The organism is Curtobacterium sp. SP.BCp, assembly GCF_051903255.1.
In the GTDB taxonomy this organism is placed as follows: domain Bacteria; phylum Actinomycetota; class Actinomycetes; order Actinomycetales; family Microbacteriaceae; genus Curtobacterium.
Genome location: NZ_CP194338.1, coordinates 703,741 through 725,678, shown reverse-complemented (window position 1 = coordinate 725,678; position 21,938 = coordinate 703,741). Strand labels below are relative to the sequence as shown.

24 protein-coding genes are annotated in these 21,938 nt (G+C 72.1%); 11 read left to right on the top strand and 13 right to left on the bottom strand.

Features of this window, described 5'->3' with window-relative positions; genetic code table 11:
• Positions 1–65: 65 nt before the first annotated feature.
• Positions 66–2,534 (top strand): DHA2 family efflux MFS transporter permease subunit, encoded by a 2,469-nt coding sequence (locus tag ACRQ4C_RS03710; RefSeq protein ID WP_439690172.1) that lies wholly within the window; start codon positions 66–68, stop codon positions 2,532–2,534.
• A gap of 33 nt (positions 2,535–2,567) precedes the next feature.
• On the opposite strand, the gene ACRQ4C_RS03705 is transcribed toward ACRQ4C_RS03710, so the two are convergent.
• Entirely contained in the window at positions 2,568–3,443 is an 876-nt protein-coding gene (locus tag ACRQ4C_RS03705; RefSeq protein ID WP_439690171.1) for a DNA-methyltransferase, read from the bottom strand.
• Between the two features lie 70 nt (positions 3,444–3,513).
• Between ACRQ4C_RS03705 and ACRQ4C_RS03700 the strand changes: the two genes are divergently transcribed.
• Positions 3,514–3,801 (top strand): GNAT family N-acetyltransferase, encoded by a 288-nt coding sequence (locus ACRQ4C_RS03700; RefSeq protein WP_439690170.1) that lies wholly within the window; start codon positions 3,514–3,516, stop codon positions 3,799–3,801.
• A 33-nt stretch (positions 3,802–3,834) separates the two neighbouring features.
• Here ACRQ4C_RS03700 and ACRQ4C_RS03695 read toward each other — a convergent pair whose 3' ends face one another.
• The gene (locus ACRQ4C_RS03695; protein WP_439690169.1) at positions 3,835–4,164 is read right to left on the bottom strand and encodes a hypothetical protein; all 330 of its coding nucleotides are present in this window, start codon (positions 4,162–4,164) and stop codon (positions 3,835–3,837) included.
• 184 nt (positions 4,165–4,348) lie between these two features.
• On the opposite strand from ACRQ4C_RS03695, the gene ACRQ4C_RS03690 reads away from it, so the two are divergent.
• Positions 4,349–5,122, top strand: coding sequence for a hypothetical protein (locus ACRQ4C_RS03690; RefSeq protein ID WP_439690168.1), 774 nt, complete (start codon positions 4,349–4,351; stop codon positions 5,120–5,122).
• Here the strand turns inward: ACRQ4C_RS03690 and ACRQ4C_RS03685 are convergent.
• Positions 5,119–5,757: a GNAT family N-acetyltransferase gene (locus ACRQ4C_RS03685; RefSeq protein WP_439690167.1), complete on the bottom strand. Its 639-nt coding sequence runs from the start codon at positions 5,755–5,757 to the stop codon at positions 5,119–5,121. The genes ACRQ4C_RS03690 and ACRQ4C_RS03685 overlap by 4 nt on opposite strands.
• Before the next feature lie 80 nt (positions 5,758–5,837).
• Between ACRQ4C_RS03685 and ACRQ4C_RS03680 the strand changes: the two genes are divergently transcribed.
• A complete protein-coding gene (locus tag ACRQ4C_RS03680) occupies positions 5,838–6,458 on the top strand; it encodes a TetR family transcriptional regulator (protein WP_439690166.1) in 621 nt (206 codons plus the stop codon).
• Positions 6,459–6,511: 53 nt separating this feature from the next.
• Here ACRQ4C_RS03680 and ACRQ4C_RS03675 read toward each other — a convergent pair whose 3' ends face one another.
• Both ACRQ4C_RS03675 and ACRQ4C_RS03670 read right to left on the bottom strand, forming a co-directional pair.
• Complete coding sequence (locus ACRQ4C_RS03675; protein ID WP_439690165.1) at positions 6,512–7,561, bottom strand: lipoate--protein ligase family protein; 1,050 nt, start codon at positions 7,559–7,561, stop codon at positions 6,512–6,514.
• Between the two features lie 162 nt (positions 7,562–7,723).
• Positions 7,724–8,593, bottom strand: coding sequence for an alpha/beta hydrolase (locus tag ACRQ4C_RS03670; RefSeq protein WP_290132764.1), 870 nt, complete (start codon positions 8,591–8,593; stop codon positions 7,724–7,726).
• 98 nt (positions 8,594–8,691) lie between these two features.
• Between ACRQ4C_RS03670 and ACRQ4C_RS03665 the strand changes: the two genes are divergently transcribed.
• Both ACRQ4C_RS03665 and ACRQ4C_RS03660 read left to right on the top strand, forming a co-directional pair.
• Positions 8,692–9,828 (top strand): inorganic phosphate transporter, encoded by a 1,137-nt coding sequence (locus ACRQ4C_RS03665; RefSeq protein WP_439690164.1) that lies wholly within the window; start codon positions 8,692–8,694, stop codon positions 9,826–9,828.
• A gap of 12 nt (positions 9,829–9,840) precedes the next feature.
• Positions 9,841–10,110, top strand: coding sequence for a hypothetical protein (locus tag ACRQ4C_RS03660; RefSeq protein WP_439690163.1), 270 nt, complete (start codon positions 9,841–9,843; stop codon positions 10,108–10,110).
• Positions 10,111–10,182: 72 nt separating this feature from the next.
• Here the strand turns inward: ACRQ4C_RS03660 and ACRQ4C_RS03655 are convergent, their stop codons facing one another.
• Complete coding sequence (locus ACRQ4C_RS03655) at positions 10,183–10,935, bottom strand: SDR family NAD(P)-dependent oxidoreductase (RefSeq protein ID WP_439690162.1); 753 nt, start codon at positions 10,933–10,935, stop codon at positions 10,183–10,185.
• A gap of 132 nt (positions 10,936–11,067) precedes the next feature.
• Between ACRQ4C_RS03655 and ACRQ4C_RS03650 the strand changes: the two genes are divergently transcribed.
• Together ACRQ4C_RS03650 and ACRQ4C_RS03645 are read left to right on the top strand one after the other, a co-directional pair.
• Positions 11,068–11,499 carry a MarR family winged helix-turn-helix transcriptional regulator gene (locus ACRQ4C_RS03650; protein WP_439690161.1) on the top strand — a complete coding sequence of 144 codons (432 nt, stop codon included), beginning with the start codon at positions 11,068–11,070 and terminating at the stop codon, positions 11,497–11,499.
• Entirely contained in the window at positions 11,496–12,842 is a 1,347-nt protein-coding gene (locus ACRQ4C_RS03645; protein ID WP_439690160.1) for an MFS transporter, read from the top strand. Before ACRQ4C_RS03650 ends, ACRQ4C_RS03645 begins: the two co-directional genes overlap by 4 nt.
• A gap of 101 nt (positions 12,843–12,943) precedes the next feature.
• On the opposite strand, the gene ACRQ4C_RS03640 is transcribed toward ACRQ4C_RS03645, so the two are convergent.
• Positions 12,944–13,834, bottom strand: coding sequence for an alpha-E domain-containing protein (locus tag ACRQ4C_RS03640; RefSeq protein WP_439690159.1), 891 nt, complete (start codon positions 13,832–13,834; stop codon positions 12,944–12,946).
• Positions 13,835–13,965: 131 nt separating this feature from the next.
• Between ACRQ4C_RS03640 and ACRQ4C_RS03635 the strand changes: the two genes are divergently transcribed.
• Together ACRQ4C_RS03635 and ACRQ4C_RS03630 are read left to right on the top strand one after the other, a co-directional pair.
• On the top strand, positions 13,966–14,496 hold the full coding sequence (locus ACRQ4C_RS03635) for a MarR family winged helix-turn-helix transcriptional regulator (protein WP_290132771.1): 531 nt from the start codon (positions 13,966–13,968) through the stop codon (positions 14,494–14,496).
• 9 nt (positions 14,497–14,505) lie between these two features.
• Entirely contained in the window at positions 14,506–14,721 is a 216-nt protein-coding gene (locus tag ACRQ4C_RS03630; RefSeq protein ID WP_439690158.1) for a hypothetical protein, read from the top strand.
• A gap of 69 nt (positions 14,722–14,790) precedes the next feature.
• Here ACRQ4C_RS03630 and ACRQ4C_RS03625 read toward each other — a convergent pair whose 3' ends face one another.
• From ACRQ4C_RS03625 to ACRQ4C_RS03600, 6 genes are all read right to left on the bottom strand, one after another.
• Positions 14,791–15,627 (bottom strand): NAD(P)-dependent oxidoreductase, encoded by an 837-nt coding sequence (locus tag ACRQ4C_RS03625; RefSeq protein WP_439690940.1) that lies wholly within the window; start codon positions 15,625–15,627, stop codon positions 14,791–14,793.
• A 71-nt stretch (positions 15,628–15,698) separates the two neighbouring features.
• Positions 15,699–16,619, bottom strand: a complete 921-nt coding sequence (locus tag ACRQ4C_RS03620) for a peptidoglycan DD-metalloendopeptidase family protein (RefSeq protein WP_439690157.1) — start codon at positions 16,617–16,619, stop codon at positions 15,699–15,701.
• Between the two features lie 8 nt (positions 16,620–16,627).
• Positions 16,628–16,957, bottom strand: coding sequence for a hypothetical protein (locus tag ACRQ4C_RS03615; RefSeq protein ID WP_439690156.1), 330 nt, complete (start codon positions 16,955–16,957; stop codon positions 16,628–16,630).
• A 100-nt stretch (positions 16,958–17,057) separates the two neighbouring features.
• Positions 17,058–17,801, bottom strand: a complete 744-nt coding sequence (locus ACRQ4C_RS03610) for a lysophospholipid acyltransferase family protein (RefSeq protein WP_290132776.1) — start codon at positions 17,799–17,801, stop codon at positions 17,058–17,060.
• Between the two features lie 95 nt (positions 17,802–17,896).
• A complete protein-coding gene (recQ, locus tag ACRQ4C_RS03605; protein ID WP_290132777.1) occupies positions 17,897–19,738 on the bottom strand; it encodes a DNA helicase RecQ in 1,842 nt (613 codons plus the stop codon).
• A gap of 9 nt (positions 19,739–19,747) precedes the next feature.
• Positions 19,748–20,893, bottom strand: coding sequence for a lysostaphin resistance A-like protein (locus ACRQ4C_RS03600; RefSeq protein WP_439690155.1), 1,146 nt, complete (start codon positions 20,891–20,893; stop codon positions 19,748–19,750).
• Between the two features lie 36 nt (positions 20,894–20,929).
• Here ACRQ4C_RS03600 and ACRQ4C_RS03595 point away from each other — a divergent pair, with 36 nt between their 5' ends.
• On the top strand, positions 20,930–21,910 hold the full coding sequence (locus ACRQ4C_RS03595; RefSeq protein ID WP_439690154.1) for an EamA/RhaT family transporter: 981 nt from the start codon (positions 20,930–20,932) through the stop codon (positions 21,908–21,910).
• Positions 21,911–21,938: the final 28 nt, after the last annotated feature.

The following is a 21,938-nucleotide window of genomic DNA, read 5'->3' as shown; positions in this document are numbered from 1 at the left end:
GGCGGACCTTCGCCTTGCGGAGGTTGTAACTTTGCACCCAGCGCAAAGTTTCGGGAGACCTGCTCATGACCCAGACCGCGACCGCACCCGCGGCTCCCACGACGTCCTCGAACGCCGTGATGAACCACCGGCAGATCCTGCTGGTGATCTACGGCCTGATGGCCGGCATGTTCCTCGGTGCCCTCGACCAGACGATCGTCGGCACCGCGATCCGCACCATCGGTGACGACCTCCACGGCCTCGACCAGCAGGCGTGGGTGACGACCGGCTACCTGATCGCGTCGACGATCACCACGCCGATCTACGGCAAGCTCTCCGACATCTTCGGTCGCCGCCCGCTGTTCCTCACCGCGATCGGCATCTTCATCGTGGGGTCGCTGCTCGCGTCGTTCTCGACCTCGATGCTCATGCTCGCCGGGTTCCGCGCCCTGCAGGGCCTCGGCGCCGGTGGCCTCATGTCCCTCCCGCTCGCGATCATGGGCGACATGCTCGCTCCGCGTGAGCGCGCCAAGTACCAGGGCTACTTCCTCGCGGTGTTCGGCATCTCGTCCGTGATCGGCCCGCTCGTCGGCGGCCTGTTCGCCGGCGCGAACGAGATCGTGTTCATCGCCGGCTGGCGCTGGGTGTTCCTCATCAACGTCCCGATCGGCATCATCGCGCTGATCATGGTGACGACGTTCCTGCACCTGCCGAAGTTCGGCGACCGCGGCAAGCCCCGCATCGACTGGTGGGGTGCGGCACTCGTCATCGTCACCCTCGTCCCGCTGCTCCTCGTCGCCGAGCAGGGCCGCGACTGGGGCTGGTGGTCGGCCGGGTCGATCGCCTGCTACGCCATCGGTCTCCTGGGGCTCATCGCGTTCGTCATCGTCGAGCGGGCGATGGGCGACAACGCGATCCTGCCGCTGAAGCTCTTCGACTCGCACGTCTTCTCGATGGCCGCGGTCCTCAGCGTGCTCGTCGGGTTCGGCATGTTCGGCGCGATGCTCACGATCCCGCTGTACCTGCAGATCGTGAAGGGCGTCACGCCGACCGAGTCCGGCTTCGCGATGCTGCCGATGGTCCTCGGCCTGATGATCGCGTCGATCGCCTCGGGTCAGATCATCTCCCGCACGGGCAAGTACCAGGTCTTCCCGGTCACGGGCACGGCGTTCACCGCGATCGGCTTCACGGTGCTGACGTTCCTCACGGCGGACAGCCCGCTGTGGTTCCTCATGCTCGGCATGTTCGGCATCGGCCTGGGGCTCGGCCAGCTCATGCAGACCCTGACCCTCGCGGCGCAGAACTCGGTGTCCCCGCGCGACATCGGTGTCGCCACGAGCGCCGCGACGTTCTTCCGCCAGATCGGCGGCACCATGGGCACGGCCGTCCTGCTCTCCGTCCTGTTCTCGCTCATGCCGACGAACATCACGACGGCGCTGCAGAACGAGTCCACGCTCAAGAGCAGCCTCAATGCCGCGCTGACCCCGTCCGTCGCGAACGCAGCGGACAACAAGGCGGTCATGGACCAGATCTGGAACAAGATCGTCGACCCGATCCAGTCGAACGTGCAGGACCAGCTCAACGCGGGCGCCGCGAAGGCCAAGGCCGCCGCGGACGAGGCCGTCACGAAGCAGGTCACCGCGAAGGTCCAGCAGGCCGTCGCCGCCGGACAGGTCCCGGCAGCCTCCGCCGACTCCGTCATCGCCGAGCAGGTCGCGGCAGCCAAGCCCGACGCCGAGCAGCAGGCGCTCGAGCAGGTCGCGTCCCAGGCGAAGGCCGAGGTCGTCGACGGGACGGTCCAGGTCGACTACTCGAACGCGACGCAGCGCAGGAACGTCGTCGACGAGGTCGCTCCGACGATCAAGAAGCAGCTCGAGAAGGGCACGACGAGCTCGTCGAGTTCCTCGACGACGAGCGACACGTCGTTCCTCAACGGCGCGGACCCGCGGCTCACCCGGTCGTTCCTCGTCGGCTTCAGCAGCTCCGCGGTCACCGTCTACTACGTCGGCCTCGGCGTGATCCTGCTCGCGTTCGTGCTCACCTGGTTCTTCCGGGTCTCACCGCTCCGGAAGGTGTCGGCACTGCAGGAGCAGGCGAACGCCGCGAAGGGCGGGCAGGACCGCCTCACCGCCGACGCGCAGGAGGCCGCTGCGAACACGGGTTCGCTCGTCACGCCCCACACGGGGTCGATGGACGTGGTCCCGACCTCGCCGGACGTGACGGTCCCCCGTCAGGACCGGCCGGGAGGCACGGCCTCCCCCGCCACGCCGGTCGCGTCCGACGGACGTTCGGCTCCCGCCTCCGCGGACACCCGTGCCCCGCTGCCCGACGCCACGACCCACGGCGCGCACTCGGCTGCCGCGCCGGTGGACGAGCCGCCGACGACGACGGGCACCATCCGGACCCGTCCGGCGCACGCCGCACCGGCCGACGGATCGGCCGCGTCCGCCCCGGACGCGACCACGCCGGCGCCGCAGGCCGACCCGGCGGAGGCGAGCCGTGCCTCCCGGCCGGACCAGGGCGACCACCCGCACGGCCGCCACTCGGCCGAGTAGTCGACCGACCGACCAGCCGCCCGTCCTCCGTCGTCAGCCGACGGCGGAGAACGTCGCGCCGGGCAGGCGCCGACGCATGACGTCGATCGCCGCTGCGTTGTCGTCGACGAGCACGAACCGGCGGCCGAGGGCAGTCGCGACGGCCCCGGTGGTGCCGCTGCCGGCGAAGAAGTCGAGCACCCAGTCGCCCTCGCGCGAAGAGGCCTGGACGATGCGGCGGAGCACGCCCTCGGGCTTCTGCGTCGGGTAACCGGTCTTCTCGCGGCCGGTCGGCGACACGATCGTGTGCCACCAGACGTCCGTCGGCAGCTTGCCGCGCTCCCGCTGCTCGGGCGTCACGAGCCCCGGCGCCATGTACGGCTCGCGGTCCACCGCCGCCGAGTCGAAGTGGTACCGGGCGGGGTCCTTCACGTAGACGAGGATCGTGTCGTGCTTCGTCGGCCACCGGGTCTTCGACTTCGCCCCGAAGTCGTAGGCCCAGACGATCTCGTTGAGGAACGACTCACGGCCGAAGAGCGCGTCGAGCAGCACCTTCGCGTAGTGCGACTCCCGGTAGTCGAGGTGCAGGTAGAGCGTCCCGTCGTCGGCGAGCACCCGCCACGCCTCGAGCAGCCGCGGCTCGAGGAACGACCAGTAGTCGTCGAACCGGTCGTCGAAGCGGAGCAGGTCGCCACGGACCCGCTCGTACGTGCCGCCGCGGAAGCCCGTGACGGTCTCGCGTCGCCCGGGGGTGCCCGGCGCCGTGTCACCCGTGCTCCTGACCGCGGTGCTCGCGTGTCGCCGTTGCTTCCGGCCGGTGTTGAACGGCGGGTCGAGGTAGACGAGCGTGAAGGAGCCGTCGTCGAGGGTCGGCAGGACGTCGAGGGCGTCCCCGTGGACCACCCGGTCCGGTCCGCGGTCGTCGTGCACGGGTCCATCCTCGCGTACGGAGCGCGGTTCACAGTGCGCTCACCGGCCGCCCGGGCGTAGCGTCGCGGACATGGCGACACCCGAGGTCCGGAACGACACCGAGCAGCAGCAGTACTCCCTCGTCGAGGACGGGGAGGTGATCGGATTCGCGGCGTACGAGATCGAGGGCGACGAGATCCGCTTCGTGCACACCGAGGTGGACCCCGAGCACCGCGGCGGCGGCCACGCATCCATGCTCGTGCAGGCGGCGCTCGACGACGTGCGCGCGAACTCGTCCCGCACCGTCGTGCCGCAGTGCAGCTACGTCAAGGCCTGGATCGAGCGGCACCCGGACTACCAAGAGCTCACCGCGCGCTGAGCGGCGTCGGCGCGTCGTGGCGGCACCGACCGGTCAGTAGGTGCGGTCGTCCGTCCCGACGCGGACCTCGTGCCGACCGCCCGCCCGGACCCCCGGCACCTTGATGAGCACGTGCCCGCTGAGCAGGTCGTGGTCGTCGTCGGCGGGCGTCGGGGCCTCTCGCGGCAGACGCGACTGCCGTTCGTACTCTGCCTGGGCCTCGTGCCGTGTCGGCGCGAAGACCTCGTCCATCATCGACACGACGCCGCCGGAGCCGCCCGAGCGCGTGGCCTTGTTCGACAGGTCGATCCACCCCACGCGATCGGCGACCCACATCGCGACGACCGCTGCGGCCACCGCCCCCAGGAGGATCAACCAGTTCACGTGCACGACGCTACGTGGGGCTTCGGGTGCCGACATCAGCCGCGCGGGGGATTCTCCTGATCCACACACGTCGTTCTTGGGGAGGACACCGAGACTGGTGGGGCGGCGGCCCGGTTCCCCCCTCCCGGGCCGCCGACCCCGTTCTGGCGCCGGGACCGCGTCGCCCGTCGTGCAGACTGGAGCGATGCGCCGTCTCCGAGCAACCCTCGTCGTCGTGCTCTGCGCGGCCGTCCTGACCGGCTGCTCGACGGCGGAGGGGATCGCACGCCAGGCGTTCCACGGCAGCGGCAGCGGCGGCGGCTCGGCTCCCTGTCCCGCGGTCGGCGACTCCCCCGAGCGCTCCGGATCGACGGACCCGTCGACGGCGACCGCCACCCCCGGGGCGACGCTCGACCCGACCGTCGCGCGCGAGGTCGCGTCCGCCCTCCGAGCCGTCCGGGCGCTGCCGGGCGTGGACCGCGCAGTCGAGACGACCACGAACGCACCGAGCACCGCTCCCGATCCCTCCTGTCCGACCCGCGAGGTGACGACGAACCACTTCTCGTCGCGCTTCGTGGTCGTCACCGATGCGTCGGCCTCCCCCGCCGAGGTCGGCGCGGTCCCGAGCACGATGGCCGAGGAACTCGCCTGGACGGGCGTGGGCCTCACGCTCACCGTGCCGGCCGGTACCGGGCACATCGCGAGCACCACGCACTACGAGGGCACGTTCGACCAGGTGATCCCCCGCAGCACGTCGACGGCGGTCGCGCAGGGGCTCGCCACGCTCGCCGCGACCCCGCACGTGGCGGGTCTGGACGCGACGATCCCGTCCACGATGCGGGTCGACTACGGCTCGCTCACCATCGGCGTGGACTCGGTCGACCAGGCGGTGCTCGACGAGGTGCACTCGGTCATCGAGCGGACGGCGTTCGAGGACACCACGTTGCACGGCTCGTACGGCAACGGCGCGAAGCCCTAGGCCGGCCGCGGCCCGACGGTCTGGTCCACCGCGGGCCGCCACATCGACACGGGTGCCGCGGACGTGAACCCGGTGAGCGGTGCCCCGTCGGCGAACCCGTGCCGCCGGTAGAGCCGTCGGTTGTGCGGGGTCGACGACTCCAGGTACGCGCCCTGCCGTCGCCGGTCCACCCGGTCGAGTGCGTGCTCGAGCAGCAGCCCGCCGACGCCCTGCCCACGCACGGCCTCCGACACGCCGATCTCGGCGAGGTACCAGTGCGGCGCGGCCGGGCGGGCACGCTCCATCCGGCGCAGGTGGGCGAGCGCCCGGAGTCCGCCCGCGATCCCGAGCACCCGCACGAGTTCCGGCACCTGCCGCACGAACGCCCGGAGCCCGCCTCGGTGCGGGAGCGGCGCCTGCCAGAACGCAGCGCCGACGACCCGGTCACGCGCGATCGCGACGTCGACGGCGCGGGACCGTTCCGGCACCGCTCGGATCAAGGCGGCGAACAGCCGCCCGAGCACGGCCACCCGGTGCTCGCCGGAACGCGGAGGCCGGATCTCGGCGAGCACCGGGTCCTCGGCGAAGGCCTCTGCCAGGACGGTGGCGGCGGCGTGCAGCTCGTGCTCCGCAGCCGCTCGGACGATGATCTCCATGGGGGCTCCTCCCTGATTCGGCCAATCGGCCAGATTCATCGTCCAGCACGACCCTGCGCACGCGCCGTACGCTTCCTGTGATGACGGAGGACGAGGGGACGCGCGGGTACCGCAGTCGTGCCGACCGGCGTGAGGAGCTGCTCGACGCCGCGGCCCTCGTCGTCCGCGACGAGGGGCTCGGTGGACTGACGACCCGTGCCGTGGCTGCCCGCGCCGGGGTCGCACACGGGGTGGTCCACTACGTGTTCGGCGCCCGGAGGCACCTCGTCGTCGCCCTGCTCGAGCGCCAGGCCCGCGCGTCGCTGCCTCGTGTGCTCGGTGCGGCCGACGCCCACGACGACCTCACGGCAGCACTCGACGCCGCCGTGGCCGCGTGGATCGAGCTGGTCCGCACCGAACCCGAACGCTTCCGCCTGCTCGAGGCCCTGAGTGCCAGCGGGCCGGGTGCCGCTGGGGACGGTCCGCTGCTCGAGGCGGAGCGCCGACTCTGGCGTGACGCGGTCGACGCAGCGCTGCGGCACTGGTCCACGATGCACGACGTCGTCCTCGCGGTGCCCACGCCGGTCGCGGCCGACGCCGTCATCGCCGTGGTCGACGGCCTGACGCGGTCGTCCGCGAGTGACCCGGACGGCGCCGCGACGGACCGATCGCGTGCGCTCCTGGTGCGGGGCCTCGCCCACGCGCTCAGCACGGCACCCTGAGCAGCGCTCCGCGGCGGCACCGCGCCACAGCGCCCCGCGGCGGCGCCGTCGACTCACGGCACGCGCTCGAGCCACTCCTTCGTCGCGAACTTCGTGTCGATGAGCTCCTGCGCCCGCTGCCGCTCGGCCTCGGTGACGTGCCCCTCGTGCGCGCCGTAGAGCTTCGTGAACGTGCCGATCAGCCGCTCGATGACCTCCGCACGGGGCAGGCCGGTCTGGGAGCGCAGCGGGTCGACGCGCTTCGCTGCCGAGGTCGTGCCCTTGTCGCTCATCTTCTCGCGGCCGATCCGGAGCACCTCGACCATCTTCTGGCCGTCCATGTCGTAGCTCATGGTGGCGTGGTGGAGCACGGCTCCGGTGCCGAGGCGCTTCTGCGCGGCGCCGCCGATCTTCCCCTTCGCCGAGGTGATGTCGTTGAGCGGCTGGTAGTACGCGTCGATCCCGAGCGACTTCAGCGCCTCGATCACCCACTCGTCGAGGTAGGCGTACGAGTCGGCGAAGGTCATGCCCTGCACGAGGTCGGCCGGCACGTAGAGCGAGTAGGAGATGATCGCGCCCGCCTCCATGAACATCGCGCCGCCACCGGAGATGCGCCGCACGACCTGCACGCCGTACTTCGCGGCCCCCTCGGGGTCGACCTCGTTCTTGAGGGACTGGAACGAGCCGATCACGACCGCGGATTCGTCCCACTCCCAGATGCGGAGCGTCGGACCACGACGGCCCGCCCCGACCTCCTCGGTGAGCACCTGGTCGAGCGCGAGGTGCTCGTTCGGGGAGATCGGCCCCTCGTGGATGACCTCCCAGTCGTAGTCCTGCCACGAGGACGCCCGCGAGAGCGCCCGGCGGACGGCGACCCCGACCGACTCCGGCGTGAAGCCGAGCAGCTGCGCCCCCTCCGGCAGCGCGCCGCGGACGGCGGCGGCGATCCCGGCGGCGTCCGTCGTCGACGACAGGCCGTTCACGGCGGCGTCGATCAGCGGCAGCGCGTCGTCCGGTTCGAGGAAGAAGTCACCGGCGAGCCGGAACTCCTGGATCGATCCGTCGACGACCTCGAGGTCGACGACGACGAGCTTCCCGCCTGGGACCTTGTACTCACCGTGCACACGACGACCCTACGCCGCCACCGGCCCGACTGGAGGCCCGTGGCGGGCCCGCACCGTGCCTCCAGTCCGTCCCGTGGCCACGTCCACCCCGCCTGCGGAACCAGGTCCCGGACACGGAACCACGCTTTCCCACGGTGCTGTGTCCGGAACCTGGTTCCGGAGTCAGCGCGCGACCGTGCGCTCCAGCCAGGCGACGAGGTCGCCCACGACCTCGTCGCGGTTGGTCTCGTTGTAGACCTCGTGCCGCGCCCCCTCGTACACCCGCACCTCGACGTCCGACAGCTTCCCGCGCGTCCGGTACGCCCGCGCCAGGCGCTCGACGGACCGCGGCCCGCCGAGGGTGTCGTCGGAGCCGACCTGCAGGAGCATCGGGAGGTCGTGCGGGATGCCCCGACGCGGGACCCCGAGCAGCCGGAGGGTGTCCGGGAGGCCGAAGAGCCGGATGACATCGGCCTCGACCGCGAGTGGATCCAGGCCGATCGCGTCGATCACCGCGCGGTCGCGACTGATCCACTCGTACTTCGTCGGTCCGGCCCCGGCGAACCGGGCGTTGAGGTCCCCGCTGTTCATCCACCCGGGCAGCCGGTACGCGGTCGCGGAGAGCACGACGCCGTCGTAGAGCGCACTCGACGTGTTGACGATCCGCTGCGCCATGAGCGACCCCCACGAGTGCCCGAGCAGGACGAGCGGGACGCCGGGGGTGTCCTCGCGGGCGAGGGCGCTGAGCTGCTCGACCGCCGCGATCGCGGCACGCAGGCCCCCGGGGCCGAGCCGGCCGAGCTTCGCGTGGTCGCCGTCCCACTGCGCGAGCCCTGTGCGCCCGTGCCCGCGGTGGTCGTTGGCGTGCACGGTCCAGCCGGCGCGCACGAGGTCCTGTGCGAGCGGCTCGTAGCGCAGCGAGTGCTCGCCGACACCGTGGGCGATCTGCACGATGCCCTTCGGCTTGCCGGCTCGCCAGGTGGAGTAGACGATCTCGACGCCGTGCGCGTCGGTGAACGAGGAGTCCCCTCGGGCTGCGGAGAAGGTCGGCACCTCTGCATCCTCGCAGACGCGCCGGTGCCGCACGGGTTCCGTGGCGTGTTCACCCGGCGTTCACGCAGCAGGCTCCGAGCGGGCCTACCGTTCCGCGCATGGACGTCCTCGTCACCGTCGTGCTGGTGATCGTGGTGGCCCTCGTGTTCGACTTCACGAACGGCTTCCACGACACCGCGAACGCCATGGCCACCTCGGTCGCCACGGGTGCCCTGAAGCCCCGGACCGCCGTGCTCATCTCCGCCGTCCTCAACGTGGTCGGCGCGTTCCTCTCCACCGAGGTCGCCAAGACCGTCTCGCAGGGCATCATCCGCGAGGGCCAGGACGGCATCCACATCTCCCCCGTGATGATCTTCGCGGGACTCGTCGGCGCCGTGCTGTGGAACCTCGCCACGTGGTACTTCGGCCTGCCGTCGTCGTCCACGCACGCGCTGTTCGGCGGGCTCATCGGCGCGTCCATCATCGGCGCCGGACTGAACTCGGTCGACTGGGCCACGGTCGTGTCGAAGGTCGTGCTCCCGGCGCTGCTCTCCCCGGTCATCGCGGGTGTGATCGCCCTCGTCGCGACGTACCTCGCCTACTCGTTGACGAAGAACGCCACGACGCACGGCGCCGCGACCGGGTTCCGGCACGGGCAGACGATCTCCGCGTCGCTCGTCTCGCTGGCGCACGGCACGAACGACGCGCAGAAGACCATGGGCGTCATCACGCTGACCCTGATCGCCGCGGACTACCAGCCGTCGGGCAGCGGACCGGCGCTCTGGGTGATCCTGGCGTGCGGGCTCGCGATCGGCCTCGGCACCTACATGGGCGGGTGGCGGATCATGCGCACGGTCGGCAAGCGCATCTCGGACGTGCAGTCGCCGCAGGGCTTCGCGGCGGAGGCCAGCTCGGCCGCCACGATCCTCGTGTCGTCGCACCTCGGGTTCGCCCTGTCGACCACCCACGTCACGAGCGGCTCGGTGATCGGGTCGGGCCTCGGCAAGAAGCTCGCGGACGTGCACTGGTCCGTCGTCGGGCGGATCGTCGTCGCCTGGGTGATCACGCTGCCGGCGGCCGCGGTCGTCGGTGCCCTCGCGACGGCGGTGGCAGCGACCTCGACGGTCGGGCTCGTCCTCGTCGCGGTCCTCGCCCTGGCGGCGGGCCTCGGCTTCTTCTTCCTCGCGCGCCGCAAGCCGGTGACGCAGGACAACGTCAACGAAGAGCAGCCGGCGCAGCAGCCGGTCGCGGCCTGAGCGGAGGACGAGATGGACATCGACTTCGGTGCGATCGGGACGGTCGCGTGGGTGGGCTTCATCGCGGCGGTGGGCCTGGTGCTGCTCTACACGCTGGGCCTGCGGCTGCTCGGGACCGGACAGCCGGTCGACGCGGGTGGCGAGCGGACGCAGGACGCGCAGGAGACCCCGCGGTCCGGCCACACGCCCCCGCTCGCCCTGGCTGGTGCCGGGCTGTGCTTCGCGGTCTGCATCGTGGCCGTGCTCTTCGGCATCTGGATGACGATCCCGCAGTTCCACTGAGACGGACGGGAGGCCCGGATCACGTGACCGACGTCGGTCACGTGATCCGGGCCTCCCGTCCGCGTGCCCACGTCAGTGGGCGCTGTAGCCGCCGTCCACCAGGTGGTAGCTGCCGCTGATGAACGACGCCTTGTCGCTCAGGAGGAACAGCACGAGCGCGGCGACCTCGGCGTCGGTGCCGAGCCGACCGGCGGCGTGCTCCTGCTCGAGGGCCGAGAGCGCCTCGGCGGAGAGCGACGAGCGCACGAGCGGGGTGTCGATGAAGCCGGGGCCGACCGCGTTCGTGCGGACACCCTGCGCCGTGTACTCGAGCGCGGCGACCTTGGTCAGCCCGACGAGTGCGTGCTTCGAGGCGACGTACGCGGCGTTCTGGGCGATGCCGACCGAGCCGAGCACCGACGACATGTTCACGATCGCGCCACCGCCGGCGGCGAGCATCGCGGGGATCTCGTAGCGGAGCCCGTAGAAGACACCGTCGAGGTCGACCGCACGCACGCGGTCCCACGCGTCGACGTCGTACTCGCCGATCGACTGCGGGGCGGCCCCGATGCCGGCGTTGTTCACGGCGAGGTGCAGCGCTCCGTACGTGTCGACGGCGAACTGCACCATGCGCTCGTTGTCGGCGGCCAGCGCGGAGTTCGCCTCGAACGCGCTCGCGGTCCCGCCGGCGGCCTCGATCTCGCCCACGACGCGCTGTGCGGCGTCCTGCTTGATGTCGGTGACGACGACCTTCGCGCCCGCCGCGGCGAGCTCCTTCGCGATCGCTTCGCCGATGCCGCTGCCGCCACCGGTGACGACGGCGACCTTGCCCTCGAACTCGGACATGTGCTCCTTCTTCCGTTCAGTTGAGCAACACCTGTTGCCCACAGTCCGAACGCTACACCTGTGGCGGCCCTTCCAGGTCCGCTCTGCGCACAACCGGTTCGTTCACTGAACTAATTTGGTAGGCTAACGATCATGTCCCCCACCGCCACCCGTGCGTCGCTCGCGACCGATCTCCGCATCGCGGTGAACCGGCTCTCGCGGACCCTGCGCAACCAGAAGGCCGACCAGACGGTCACGGACGCGCAGTTCTCCGCCCTCGCCCGACTGCACCGCGACGGAGCGATGACCCTCGCCGACCTCAGCCGGCAGGACGGCGTGACCCCGCCGTCGATGACGAAGACCGTCGCGGTCCTGACCGAGCGCGGACTCGTGTCGAAGCGCCTGCACGACGACGACCGCCGCAAGGTGCTCATCGGCACCACCGACGCCGGCGCGGCCTTCGTCGAGGAGACCCGACGACGCCGCGACGGCTGGCTGAGCCCGCGGCTCACCGCCCTCACGCCGGCCGAGCGCCAGACGCTCGCCGACGCCACCGAGATCATGAGGAGGCTCGCGCAGCAGTGACGGCCATGTTCCGGTCCCTCTCGGGACGCAACTACCGCATCTGGTTCGCCGGTGCCCTGGTGTCCAACGTCGGCACCTGGATGCAACGCACCGCGCAGGACTGGATCGTCCTCACGCAGCTCTCCGACAACGACGCGGTCGCCGTCGGTGTCACGATGGCGCTCCAGTTCGGGCCGCAGCTGCTCCTCCTGCCCGTCACCGGGCTCGTCGCCGACCGGTTCGACCGCCGGAAGATGCTCATGCTCACGCAGGGGCTGATGGGTGCGCTCGGCCTCGGGCTCGGCGTGATGGTGCTCACCCACACCGCGACGCTGCTGTCGCTGTACGGCTTCGCGCTCGCGCTCGGCATCGTCGCCGCGTTCGACACCCCGATCCGGCAGACCTTCGTCTCCGACGTCGTGCAGGGCGAGCACGTGTCGAACGCCGTGGCGCTCAACTCCGCGTCGTTCAACGCCGCACGACTCATCGGCCCCGCCGTCGCCGGCGTGCTCATCGCGGCGATCGGCTCCGGCTGGGTCTTCGTCATCAACGCGGCGTCGTTCCTGGCCGTGCTCCTCGCGCTGCGGTTCGTCGACCCGGCACAGCTCGCCGACCGCCCGCGGGCCAAGCGCGGCAAGGGCCAGATCGTCGCCGGCTTCCGGTACGTGCGGACACGGCCGGACATCATCGTCGTGCTGTGCATGATCTTCGTCGTGGGGACGTTCGGCGTGAACTTCCCGATCTTCACCTCGACGATGGCCCGCATCGAGTTCCACCGCGGCGCCGGCGAGTTCGGCCTGCTCAACTCGGTCATGGCGATCGGTTCGGTACTCGGCGCCCTGCTGTCGGCACGACGGGACCGCCCCCGGATGCGCACGCTCGTGATCGCGTCGGCCGGCTTCGGCATCGCCTGCACGGCCGCTGCGTTCGCCCCGACGTACTGGAGCTTCGCGGTCGTCCTCATGTTCGTCGGGCTCGCCTCGCTGACCTTCATGACGACCGCGAACGCCCTCGTGCAGACCACGACGGCGCCCGCGATGCGCGGTCGGGTCATGGCGCTCTACATGGCGATCTTCGCGGGTGGCACCCCGATCGGCGCCCCCATCGTCGGCGCGATCGCCGACGCCGCGGGGCCGCGGTGGGCCATCGGGGTCGGGGCGGCCTCCGGCTTCGTCGCCCTCGCGATCGCCGTGGTCTGGCTCGTCCGCTTCGAGCGCCTCCGACTCCTGTACGACGCCGACTCCCGCCTGCACCTCGCGGTGACCCACGCGGTGCCGATCGTGAGCCCGCGGGCGGCGCGGGCGGCGCTCCGACAGGACCTCTCGCGCGACGAGGCGGTCGCGAACCGGTCGAGCGGCGTCTGACACCCGCCACGTCACCGACGCGGCCACCCGTCGGCCTGGAGGCGCGGTGCGGCGCCGCCACGCGCCTCCCGTCCGTCCCGTGGTGCGCCTGAGGACACGGGTCAGGTGACGGGGGCGACCACCTGGAACACGCGCTCCTCGAGCGCCCTGTCGGCCGCCGCAGCGGCTGCCGCGAGGTGTGTCGTCACACCGGGCAGTGCGGTCAGCGCGTCCTCGGGCGCGACCGCGTCGAGCGCCGCGACCGCGCGCCGGAACCCCGCGACCTGCTCGGCCACGCACGCCGGAGCCACGCCCGCGAGCCCGTCGGCCGCTCGGTGGGCGAGGAAGCCGAGCGCACGCGGGCTGTTCGTGTCGAGGAGCAGGAACGCGGCGGCCTCGGCGGGTTCGACGTCGTGGTGGGCTCCGCGGTGGAACGCCTCGCGGGCACCGCAGCCGCGCAGCGCGTCCGACCACGACTCGGCGGATCCGGGGTCGAGCAGTTCGGAACCGAGCAGTGCCGCGGTCGTCCGGCACCGGGTGAGCGACCGGCCGAGGGTGAAGAACGCCCACACCTCGTCACGGCTGGCGTCACCGTCGACGACCCCGACGGCGAGCGCGCTGCGCTCCTTCGCCCAGGTGAGGAAGTCGTGCGCTCGGTCCCCACCGACCTTGCGGGGCATCCGGGACCGGGTCACGTCCAGGCAGTCCCACAGCTCGGTGGACACGACCTCGCGAGCCCGGCGCGCGCTGTCCCGGGCGACCGCGATCGCACTCGCGATGGATGCCGGCTCGTGACGGTCGAGCGCCAGGGCGTCGAGGGTGACGGCGAGGTCCGCGTCGCGCTGGACCACTGCACCCACGACGGTCCGGAGCGCCACGGAGGCCGTCTGCACCGGCGGCGCGGTCGACGGGTGCCGTCGGGCGACGTAGACGTCCAGGAGTCGGGCGACGGCGTCGGTGTGCTCGACGGCGGCACCGAGGCGGAAGACGCTCCCGGCGAGATGGCTCAGCACGTCCGCACCCGCATGCCGCGAACCTACTGAGCGGTCGTTGCCGGGGTGTTTCCGGCACGGGTCACCGGTGTTGCGTGGCCGATCGACGCGGACTCGCTAGACAATCTAACTAGAGCGTCTAGCATCGTGGTATGTCCACCGAGGAAGTCACCCACTCGGCGGGGTACTGGTACGACGATCGCTCGAGGGTCGACGCGGTCGACGTGCTGAACGCCCTCCGCCGCTACCGCACAGCCGAGAACGCCGCACAGCGTCGGGCCCGCGAAGCCCTGGGCGTCGGGGAGAACGCGCTCCTCGCACTCCGGGTGCTGCTCGACGCCGACCAGACCGGGCGGCGTGTCAACTCCAAGCAACTCGCCGAGGAGCTCGGCATCACCGCCGCGTCGACCTCCGCGCTCGTGGACCGACTCGTGCGCAGCGGCCACGTCGAGCGGCACCCCGACCCGCACGACCGCCGCGGGGTGTTCCTGACCGCCTCCGGCGAGTCGATGCGCCAGGCGTTCCGGGTCCTCGACCAGCTCGACGAGAGCGGTGCGGAGGTCGCGTCCTCGCTGAACGCGGCGGAGCTCCGGGTCATCGTGTCCTTCCTCGAGGACATGACCCGCGTCGTCGACCACATCGCTCCGGAGGACGCGCAGTCGGACGACGTCGCCGTCGCGTAGCCTCGCGGCATGACGCGCGCGGACCCCGGCACCGAGGGGCACGACCCCGAGGACGACATGCCGCTCGCCGAGCTCGACGCCCGGGCTCGTGCGGACGCTGCGCTCCGACGGATCCGCGCCGGGTCCGACCCCACGCGCGAAGCGTTCGACCTCGCGAACACCATGAACGACGAGGCCGTCGGACGACTCACGGGCGCGGTGCGGCGGTGGCTCCGCCGGCACTGACCTGCTGCCGTGCGGCGCGGATCGTGGCGCGGACCGGGAAGCGGACCGCTGCGTGGTGGCGCACCTCGGTCAGAACGCCGTACCGACCGCCGCGATGTCGTCGGCGCCGTGCCCGGCCGCGCTCGCGTCGGCGTACACCCGACCCAGGGCGTCGAGCAGCACGGTCGAGACCCCGGCGTCGCGAGCGGCCTCGGCGATGAGACCGATGTCCTTCCGCAACCCGTCGAGCGCGAACTGCGCCGGGAACTCGCCCCGGATCATCGACTCGCCCTTCGTGTGCGCGTACGGCGAATCGCTGGCGCTCCCGTCGATCGCCTCGAGGAACAGCGCCGGGTCGAGACCGAGGGACCGCGCGATCGCGAGGGACTGCCCGGTCGCCGCGGTGACGGACGCGATCCAGGCGTTCGCCGCGAGCTTGAGCGCCGTGCCCTGACCGACCTGGTCGCCGGCGCGGACGGTCTTCACCGCGATCGCGTCGAACACCGGGCCGAGTCCGTCGAGCACGTCCGAGGGCCCCGCGGCGAGGAGTGTGAGCTTCCCCTGCTCCGCCGGAGCCTTCGTGCCGAGCATCATCGCCTCGACGAGCGTGACACCGTACTTCGCCGCGAGCTGGACGACCGTGTCGGTCCCGTCCGTGCCGATCGTCGAGGCCTGGACCCACACGGCGCCCTCCGGAGCCTCCCCCGCGGCCTGCTCGAGCACGTCCACCACGGCATCGGTGTCGAAGAGCGTCAGGAGGACGACCTCGGCGTGCTCGACGGCCTCGGCCGGCTCGCTCGCGACCGTCGCACCCTGCGACGCGAGGGGTTCGGCGCGCTCCCGCGTCCGGTTCCAGACCGTGACCTCGTGGCCGGCACGCACGAGGGACCCCGCGACACCGGCACCCATCGCACCCGTTCCCAACACCGACACGCGCACGAGCGACTCCGTCCTGCGCGGCACCCTGCCGCGACCGGCCCGACGCTACGCCGCCCGGTTCAGAGCACCCCGCGGGCGGAGAGCCACGGTGCGGGATCGGTTGCGACACCGCTCACGATGACCTCGAAGTGGAGGTGCGCACCGGTCGAGACACCCGTGCTGCCCACCGCGCCGATCCGCTGATCGACGCCGACCGTCTGCCCCACGACGACGTCGATCCGGGAGAGGTGACCGTACCGCGTCTGCGTGCCGTCGCCGTGCTGGACGAGGACCTGGTTGCCGTACCCGCCGAAGACACCGGCGGAGACGACCCGCCCCGCCAGGACCGAAACGACCGGAGCCCCGTGCGGGGCCGCGAAGTCGAGCCCCTGGTGGTTCGTCGAGCAGGCACCGCAGCCGGCGACCTGCCGACCCCCGAAGCCACCGGCGGGCGGGATCGTCCCCGCAACCGGTCGGACGACGTCGGGACGGGACGCGCGAGCAGGTGACCGGTCGGAACGGCCGACCGGAGCCCGTCGTGCACCGACGTCGAAGGCGTCCCGCTCGACCGCCGCCGCGACGGCTCCGGGCGCGACGTACTGCTGCCCGGGGGTGCCGACGGACGCGGTGGCAGCCTGCGGTGTCGACGCCACGGCGGCCTGCGGCGTGGCGACGGACACGACCAGACAGGCTGCGACCGCGGTCGCGGTGACGGGGATCGCCCGGCTGGCCGAGACGGCGTCGCCGATCGCGCGGAACGGGAGGGCGACCGCGCCGGTGACGGCCTCGGCGAGGCTGCGGGCGGGGCCTGGCCCGCGGGAGGCCTGGTCCGCGGCACGGAGGCTGCGGCGGCTCGGGAGGTCGGGTGTCGGCACCGGGGCGGCAGGAGGGGACACCGCCGCCCCGGAGGTCTGGGAGCTGGTCTGGGAGTCCCGCTCGCGTTCGGCCGCGCGGAGCTGACGCCGAGTGGGGAGCGGGTGCTGCTCGGTCGTGGTGGTCACGACCGGCCTCATGCGCAGACGACGCCGTCGCGGGCGATGCGGTCGACCTCGGCCACGACGGCGTCGACGACCGCGCGGGTGATCGCGTCGGCGACGGCCTCGACGAGCACGAGCTGCTCGGGCGTCACACGGTGCTCGTCCCGGATGCTCGCCGCCACGCGCTGCGGGATGTCGTCGATCGCAGCGACGAGTGCCGAGGGGACGGCGGACGAGGAGCGGACACCGAGCGGCGCGGACATCGGCGAGGTCGGGACGGACGTCGCGGCGGTCTCGGGCACGGGCACAGCGGCCTGCTCGCGTGAGCGGGCGACGGAGTCGAAGAGGGGCGTGGAGGACATGCTGCCTGCCTTCCGGTCGGTGTGTGACGAGCGGTTCGGTCCGCTCGCTGTGCCGACGGCACGCCTCCATTGAAGCATCAGTATTTCAGATGCGCAATACTCATTCGGGTTCGACGGCTGCGGTCGGGTCGTCGCGTCGGAGTGCCTGCTTGACCCGTTCGACGATGGTGGCGGGCGGGTTGTTGTACGCGTTCGCCGGCTGCTGCCCGCTGAGCTCCTGGATCGCGGCCATCACCGCGTCCGTCGCGTGGCGCCGGGCACGTCCGGACGACGCCTCACCGAAGGACGACAGGTCGAGGGGCTTCCCGAACTCGATCGTCACCTTCGCGAGCCTGGGGATCCTCGACCCCACCGGCTGGACGTCCTCGGTGCCGGTCAGCGCCACCGGGACCACGGGCGCTCCGCTCGTCAGGGCCAGCCAGGCGACACCCGTCCGACCCTTGTACAGGCGGCCGTCGAGCGAGCGCGTGCCCTCGGGGTAGATCGCGAAGGCCTCCCCCGCCTCGAGGCGCTCGAGTCCGAGGTCGAGGGCGTGCTGCGCCGCCGACCCGGCCCCGCGCTCGACGCCGATCGCACCGATGCCACCGAAGAACGCCCGCGAGACAGCGCCCTTCACGCCGGACCCGGTGAAGTACTCCTGCTTCGCGAGGAACGACACCTTCCGCGGCGCCATGAGCGTGATCGCCGGGGAGTCGATGAAGGACCGGTGGTTGCTCGCCAGGATCACGGCGCCGTGCCGGGGCACGTTGCGCCGTCCGACGATCCGCGGACGCCACAGCAGCCGGGCGAGCGGCGTGACCACCGCACGGCTGAGAGCGGTGGCGAACTTCGTCGAACCGGACACCCGGGCCTCCTCGTGACGGGAGGTTCCGAGTGTAGTGAGCGCGTCCGGGGACACATGCCCGACACGGCATGCGGCCCGCCGAGTGCGGAGATCGGTCAGTCGACCGCCGTGGCAACGACGTCGAGCACGGCCCGGCCGTACCGCTCGAGCTTCGCCGATCCGACCCCCGAGATCTCACCGAGCGCGTCGACGTCGGCGGGCTTCACGGCGGCGATCCCGCGGAGCGTCGCGTCGTTGAACACCACGTAGGCCGGGACGCCCTGCTCCCGCGCCTGCTCGGCTCGCCAGGCGCGCAGGGACTCGAACAGCCCGAGGGCCTCCTGCGGCATGTCGGTCACGACTGTGCGCCGCGACCGGCTCGCCCGCGGTGCCTTCACCGGATCGCGGCGCATGCGGACCACGACCCGTCCGGCGAGGACGTCCGCGCTCGTGGGACTCAGCACGATCGTGCCGTATCCGTCACCGGAGACGGCCATGAACCCCTGTGCGAGGAGCTGCCGAGCGACGGCGCGCCACTCCCCCTCGGAGAGGTCGTTGCCGATGCCGAACGTCGCGAGGGAGTCGTGCCGCAGCTCCTGCACGCGCGGGGACTGCTTGCCGACGAGGATGTCCACGAGGTGTGCGACGCCGTACCGCTGGCCGCGCTCGCGCTCGAGTCGGACCACGGTCGACAGGAGCTTCTGCGCCGGGACCGTGCCGTCCCACGACTCCGGGGGCGCGATGCACGTGTCGCAGTTGCCGCACGCCGTGCTCTCCTGCCCGAAGTAAGCGAGCAGCCGGACCCGTCGGCACTCGATCGTCTCGCACAGGGCGAGCATGGCGTCGAGGTGCGCGCTCAGCTGGCGGCGGTGCGCGGCATCGCCCTCGGACTGGTCGATCATCCGGCGCTGCTGCACGACGTCGTTGAGGCCGTACGCGAGCCACGCGGTGGACGGCAGTCCGTCACGGCCCGCACGCCCGGTCTCCTGGTAGTAGCCCTCGACCGACTTCGGGAGGTCGAGGTGGGCGACGAACCGGACGTCGGGCTTGTCGATGCCCATGCCGAAGGCGATCGTCGCCACCATGACGACGCCGTCCTCGCGCAGGAACGTCGACTGGTTGCGTTCCCGCACCCGGGCGTCGAGTCCCGCGTGGTACGGCAGCGCCGGGATGCCCTGTTCGGCGAGCGCGGCCGCGGTGCGCTCGACGGAGTTGCGGGACAGGCAGTAGACGATGCCGGCGTCGCCGCTGTGCTCGGTCCGGATGAAGGTCAGGAGCTGCTGCAGCGCGCCGGTCTTCGGCTCGATGCGGTACTGGATGTTCGGCCGGTCGAAGTCGGCGACGAAGTGCGCGGCGTCGTCGAGGCCGAGCCGTGCCGAGATCTCGCGGTGGGTCTGCGGCGTCGCCGTGGCGGTCAGCGCGATCCGGGGCACGGCGGGCCACCGCTCGTGCAGCACGCTCAGCTCGAGGTAGTCCGGCCGGAAGTCGTGGCCCCACTGGGCGACGCAGTGCGCCTCGTCGATGGCGAAGAGCGCGATGCGGGCGCGGTCGAGCAGGGCCCGCGTGCTCTCGAGCCGGAGCCGCTCGGGCGCGAGGTAGAGCATGTCCACCTCGCCCGACACGACCGCCCGCTCGACCCGGGCGCGCTCGTCCGGGCCCTGCGTCGAGTTGAGGAACGCCGCGCGTACGCCGTTCGCGGCGAGGGCGTCGACCTGGTCCTGCATGAGGGCGATGAGCGGCGACACGACGACCCCGACGCCGTCGCGCACGAGGGCCGGCACCTGGTAGCAGAGCGACTTGCCGCCGCCGGTCGGCATGAGCACGAGGGCGTCACCGCCGGAGACGACCTGGTCGATGATCGCGGCCTGCTGCCCGCGGAAGTCGTCGTAGCCCCACACCCGGTGCAGGACGTCGAGCGCCGCGGACCGCGACGGGGAGGTCGTGGCCGTCGTGCTCATGCCCCCAGCCTACGAGCGGCCGGCGACACCCGCGGTCGTGTCCACAGGACTCGCTCCGTCCACAGCGCCCGCGTCGTCCACCGGACCCGAACCGGCCGCCCCCTCGGCATTGGCCGGCGCGCCGTCCCAGCCCGTGCCTCCCGGCCGGGTCCACCGGGGGCCACCCGCCCAGGCGGGGACCGGACCGCGGAAGTGGGGTGCCTCGTGACCGGCGAAGCGTCGGTCGAGGCGGCGCCACTTCGCGAGCAGCTCGACCATGCCCCAGTACGCGAGGGACGTGCCGAGCGAGACGAGCCAGCTCACCCAGGTGCTGTTGTCGTTCTGCGACTGCAGGTCGATCCGCGACCAGCCCGGCGCCTGCAGCACGAAGATCATGATGTTGTTGAAGGCGTGCTGCAGGACCGTGGCCTCGAGACCGCCGGTCCGGAGCACGATGATCGCCGCGATGAGACCGAACGAGCCGACGTCGAGGATCCCCCAGACGTTGTAGCCGTTCGGGATGTGCAGCGACGCGAAGACCACGGACGAGATCACCACCGCAAGGACCGTGCCGACCCGCCGCGGGATCCACGAGGCGATCGTCTGCATGAGGAAGCCGCGGAAGACGAACTCCTCGGCCGCACCCTGGAACGGCACCAGCACGACGACGAGGGCGATCGTCAGCACGAGCGTCGACAGCGTGACGGTGGACTGGCCGATGGCGGCGTGGTTCCAGCCGTCGCCCGTGATCATGCCGTCGCCGAGCGGGTAGAGCGCCTGCATGAAGAACATGATCGCGGCGATGACGAGGGTCGGGAGCAGGCACCAGGCCGTCCAGCCCCACCGCACCCGGAAGCGGACCGACGACAGCACGCCCCGGCCGAGCCGCGCGATCCGTACGGCGAGGACGATCCCGGGGAGGAGCACCACGAGGGACACGAGCGACACCGACAGCGTCAGCGGATCGGTCGGGTCGAGTGCGCCGCTGGACAGCTTCTGCTCGAAGTCGATCAGCCCCTCGGCGCCGCTCGTCGCGCCGACCGGGATCGTGTACGCGATGACGATGAGCACCTGCGACACGAGGTACCACCCCGCGAGGAACGCCAGCGCCACGAGCGGACGCCACCACCGCCACCGGGCATCGATGCGGGTCAGGCGCTGGTAGGGAACACTCACGCGGTGCAGGCTACAAGGGCGGGCAGGATGGGAGCCGTGCTCACCGTCGTCCTCGGCCTCTCCGGCGCCCTCGTCTACGGGTTCGCCGACTTCCTCGGCGGCCTGGCCTCGCGCCGTGTCCGGCCGGTCGTCGTCACCGCCGTCGCCGCGCTGGTGGGGATCGTGCCGTTGCTCGTCGGGCTGGTGGTCGTGCCGTCGGCGTTCTCGGGCCGGGCGGTGCTCTGGGGTGCGGTCGCCGGGCTCGCCGGCGGGGTCGCGGTCCTGCTGCTCTACACGGCGCTCGCGATCGGTCCGATGAGCGTGCTCTCGCCGCTCACCGCGGTCTTCGCGGCCTGCGTGCCCGTGCTCGTCGCGGTGTCCAGGGGGACGGCGTTGTCCCTGCTCGCCGGCGTCATGCTCGTGGTGGCGGTGGTCGCCGTCGTGCTCGTCGCGTCGGTCCGGGACGGCTCGGGCGCGCGGGTCACCGTCCGCGGGGTGGTCGCGGCCGCGGTCGCGGGGTGCGGGTTCGGCGGGATCGTGCTGGCGTACGACATGACCCCGGCCGACTCCGGGGTCGCCCCGCTGCTGGTGGCGCGGGTGCTGCAGGTGGTGGTGCTCGGAGCGGCTGCGACGGTCGTCCTGCGGCGTGCCCGCCGCGGTCGGGCGGTGCGGCCTGGAGGCGCGGATCGCGTCACTCCGTCGGCTCCGGCCGCGGGGTCTGCCGCGGTCGCGGGGTCCGCTGCGGTCGCCGCGGGGTCTGCCGCGGTCGTTCCGGGGCGGACGCGGTGGTCCGGTCGGTTCGTCGGGACCGTCGTGGCGTGCGGTTTGCTGGACGCCCTGGCGAACGTGTTCATCCAGGCCGGACTGCACGCGAGCGCCGACCCGCTGACCCTGCCGGTGATGAGCGTGCTCAACGCGCTCTACCCGATCGGCACGGTGGTGCTCGCCGGGGTCCTGCTCCGCGAACGGCTGACTGCGCTGCAGTCGGTCGGCATCGTGCTCGCGTTCACGGCGTCGGTGGGGCTCGCGCTGGTGTGAGGTCCGGGGCCCGCCCGGCCCGGCGTGC

What these genes read in the sequence shown, in the direction of transcription:
- ACRQ4C_RS03680 (WP_439690166.1), top strand. Translation starts at nt 5,838, where the DNA reads ATGACGGAGGACGAGGGGACGCGCGGGTACCGCAGTCGTGCCGACCGG.
- ACRQ4C_RS03660 (WP_439690163.1), top strand. Translation starts at nt 9,841, where the DNA reads ATGGACATCGACTTCGGTGCGATCGGGACGGTCGCGTGGGTGGGCTTC.
- ACRQ4C_RS03655 (WP_439690162.1), bottom strand. Translation starts at nt 10,935, where the DNA reads ATGTCCGAGTTCGAGGGCAAGGTCGCCGTCGTCACCGGTGGCGGCAGC.
- ACRQ4C_RS03630 (WP_439690158.1), top strand. Translation starts at nt 14,506, where the DNA reads ATGACGCGCGCGGACCCCGGCACCGAGGGGCACGACCCCGAGGACGAC.
- ACRQ4C_RS03615 (WP_439690156.1), bottom strand. Translation starts at nt 16,957, where the DNA reads ATGTCCTCCACGCCCCTCTTCGACTCCGTCGCCCGCTCACGCGAGCAG.
- ACRQ4C_RS03710 (WP_439690172.1), top strand. Translation starts at nt 66, where the DNA reads ATGACCCAGACCGCGACCGCACCCGCGGCTCCCACGACGTCCTCGAAC.
- ACRQ4C_RS03665 (WP_439690164.1), top strand. Translation starts at nt 8,692, where the DNA reads ATGGACGTCCTCGTCACCGTCGTGCTGGTGATCGTGGTGGCCCTCGTG.
- ACRQ4C_RS03685 (WP_439690167.1), bottom strand. Translation starts at nt 5,757, where the DNA reads ATGGAGATCATCGTCCGAGCGGCTGCGGAGCACGAGCTGCACGCCGCC.
- ACRQ4C_RS03690 (WP_439690168.1), top strand. Translation starts at nt 4,349, where the DNA reads ATGCGCCGTCTCCGAGCAACCCTCGTCGTCGTGCTCTGCGCGGCCGTC.
- ACRQ4C_RS03650 (WP_439690161.1), top strand. Translation starts at nt 11,068, where the DNA reads ATGTCCCCCACCGCCACCCGTGCGTCGCTCGCGACCGATCTCCGCATC.
- recQ (WP_290132777.1), bottom strand. Translation starts at nt 19,738, where the DNA reads ATGAGCACGACGGCCACGACCTCCCCGTCGCGGTCCGCGGCGCTCGAC.
- ACRQ4C_RS03700 (WP_439690170.1), top strand. Translation starts at nt 3,514, where the DNA reads ATGGCGACACCCGAGGTCCGGAACGACACCGAGCAGCAGCAGTACTCC.
- ACRQ4C_RS03635 (WP_290132771.1), top strand. Translation starts at nt 13,966, where the DNA reads ATGTCCACCGAGGAAGTCACCCACTCGGCGGGGTACTGGTACGACGAT.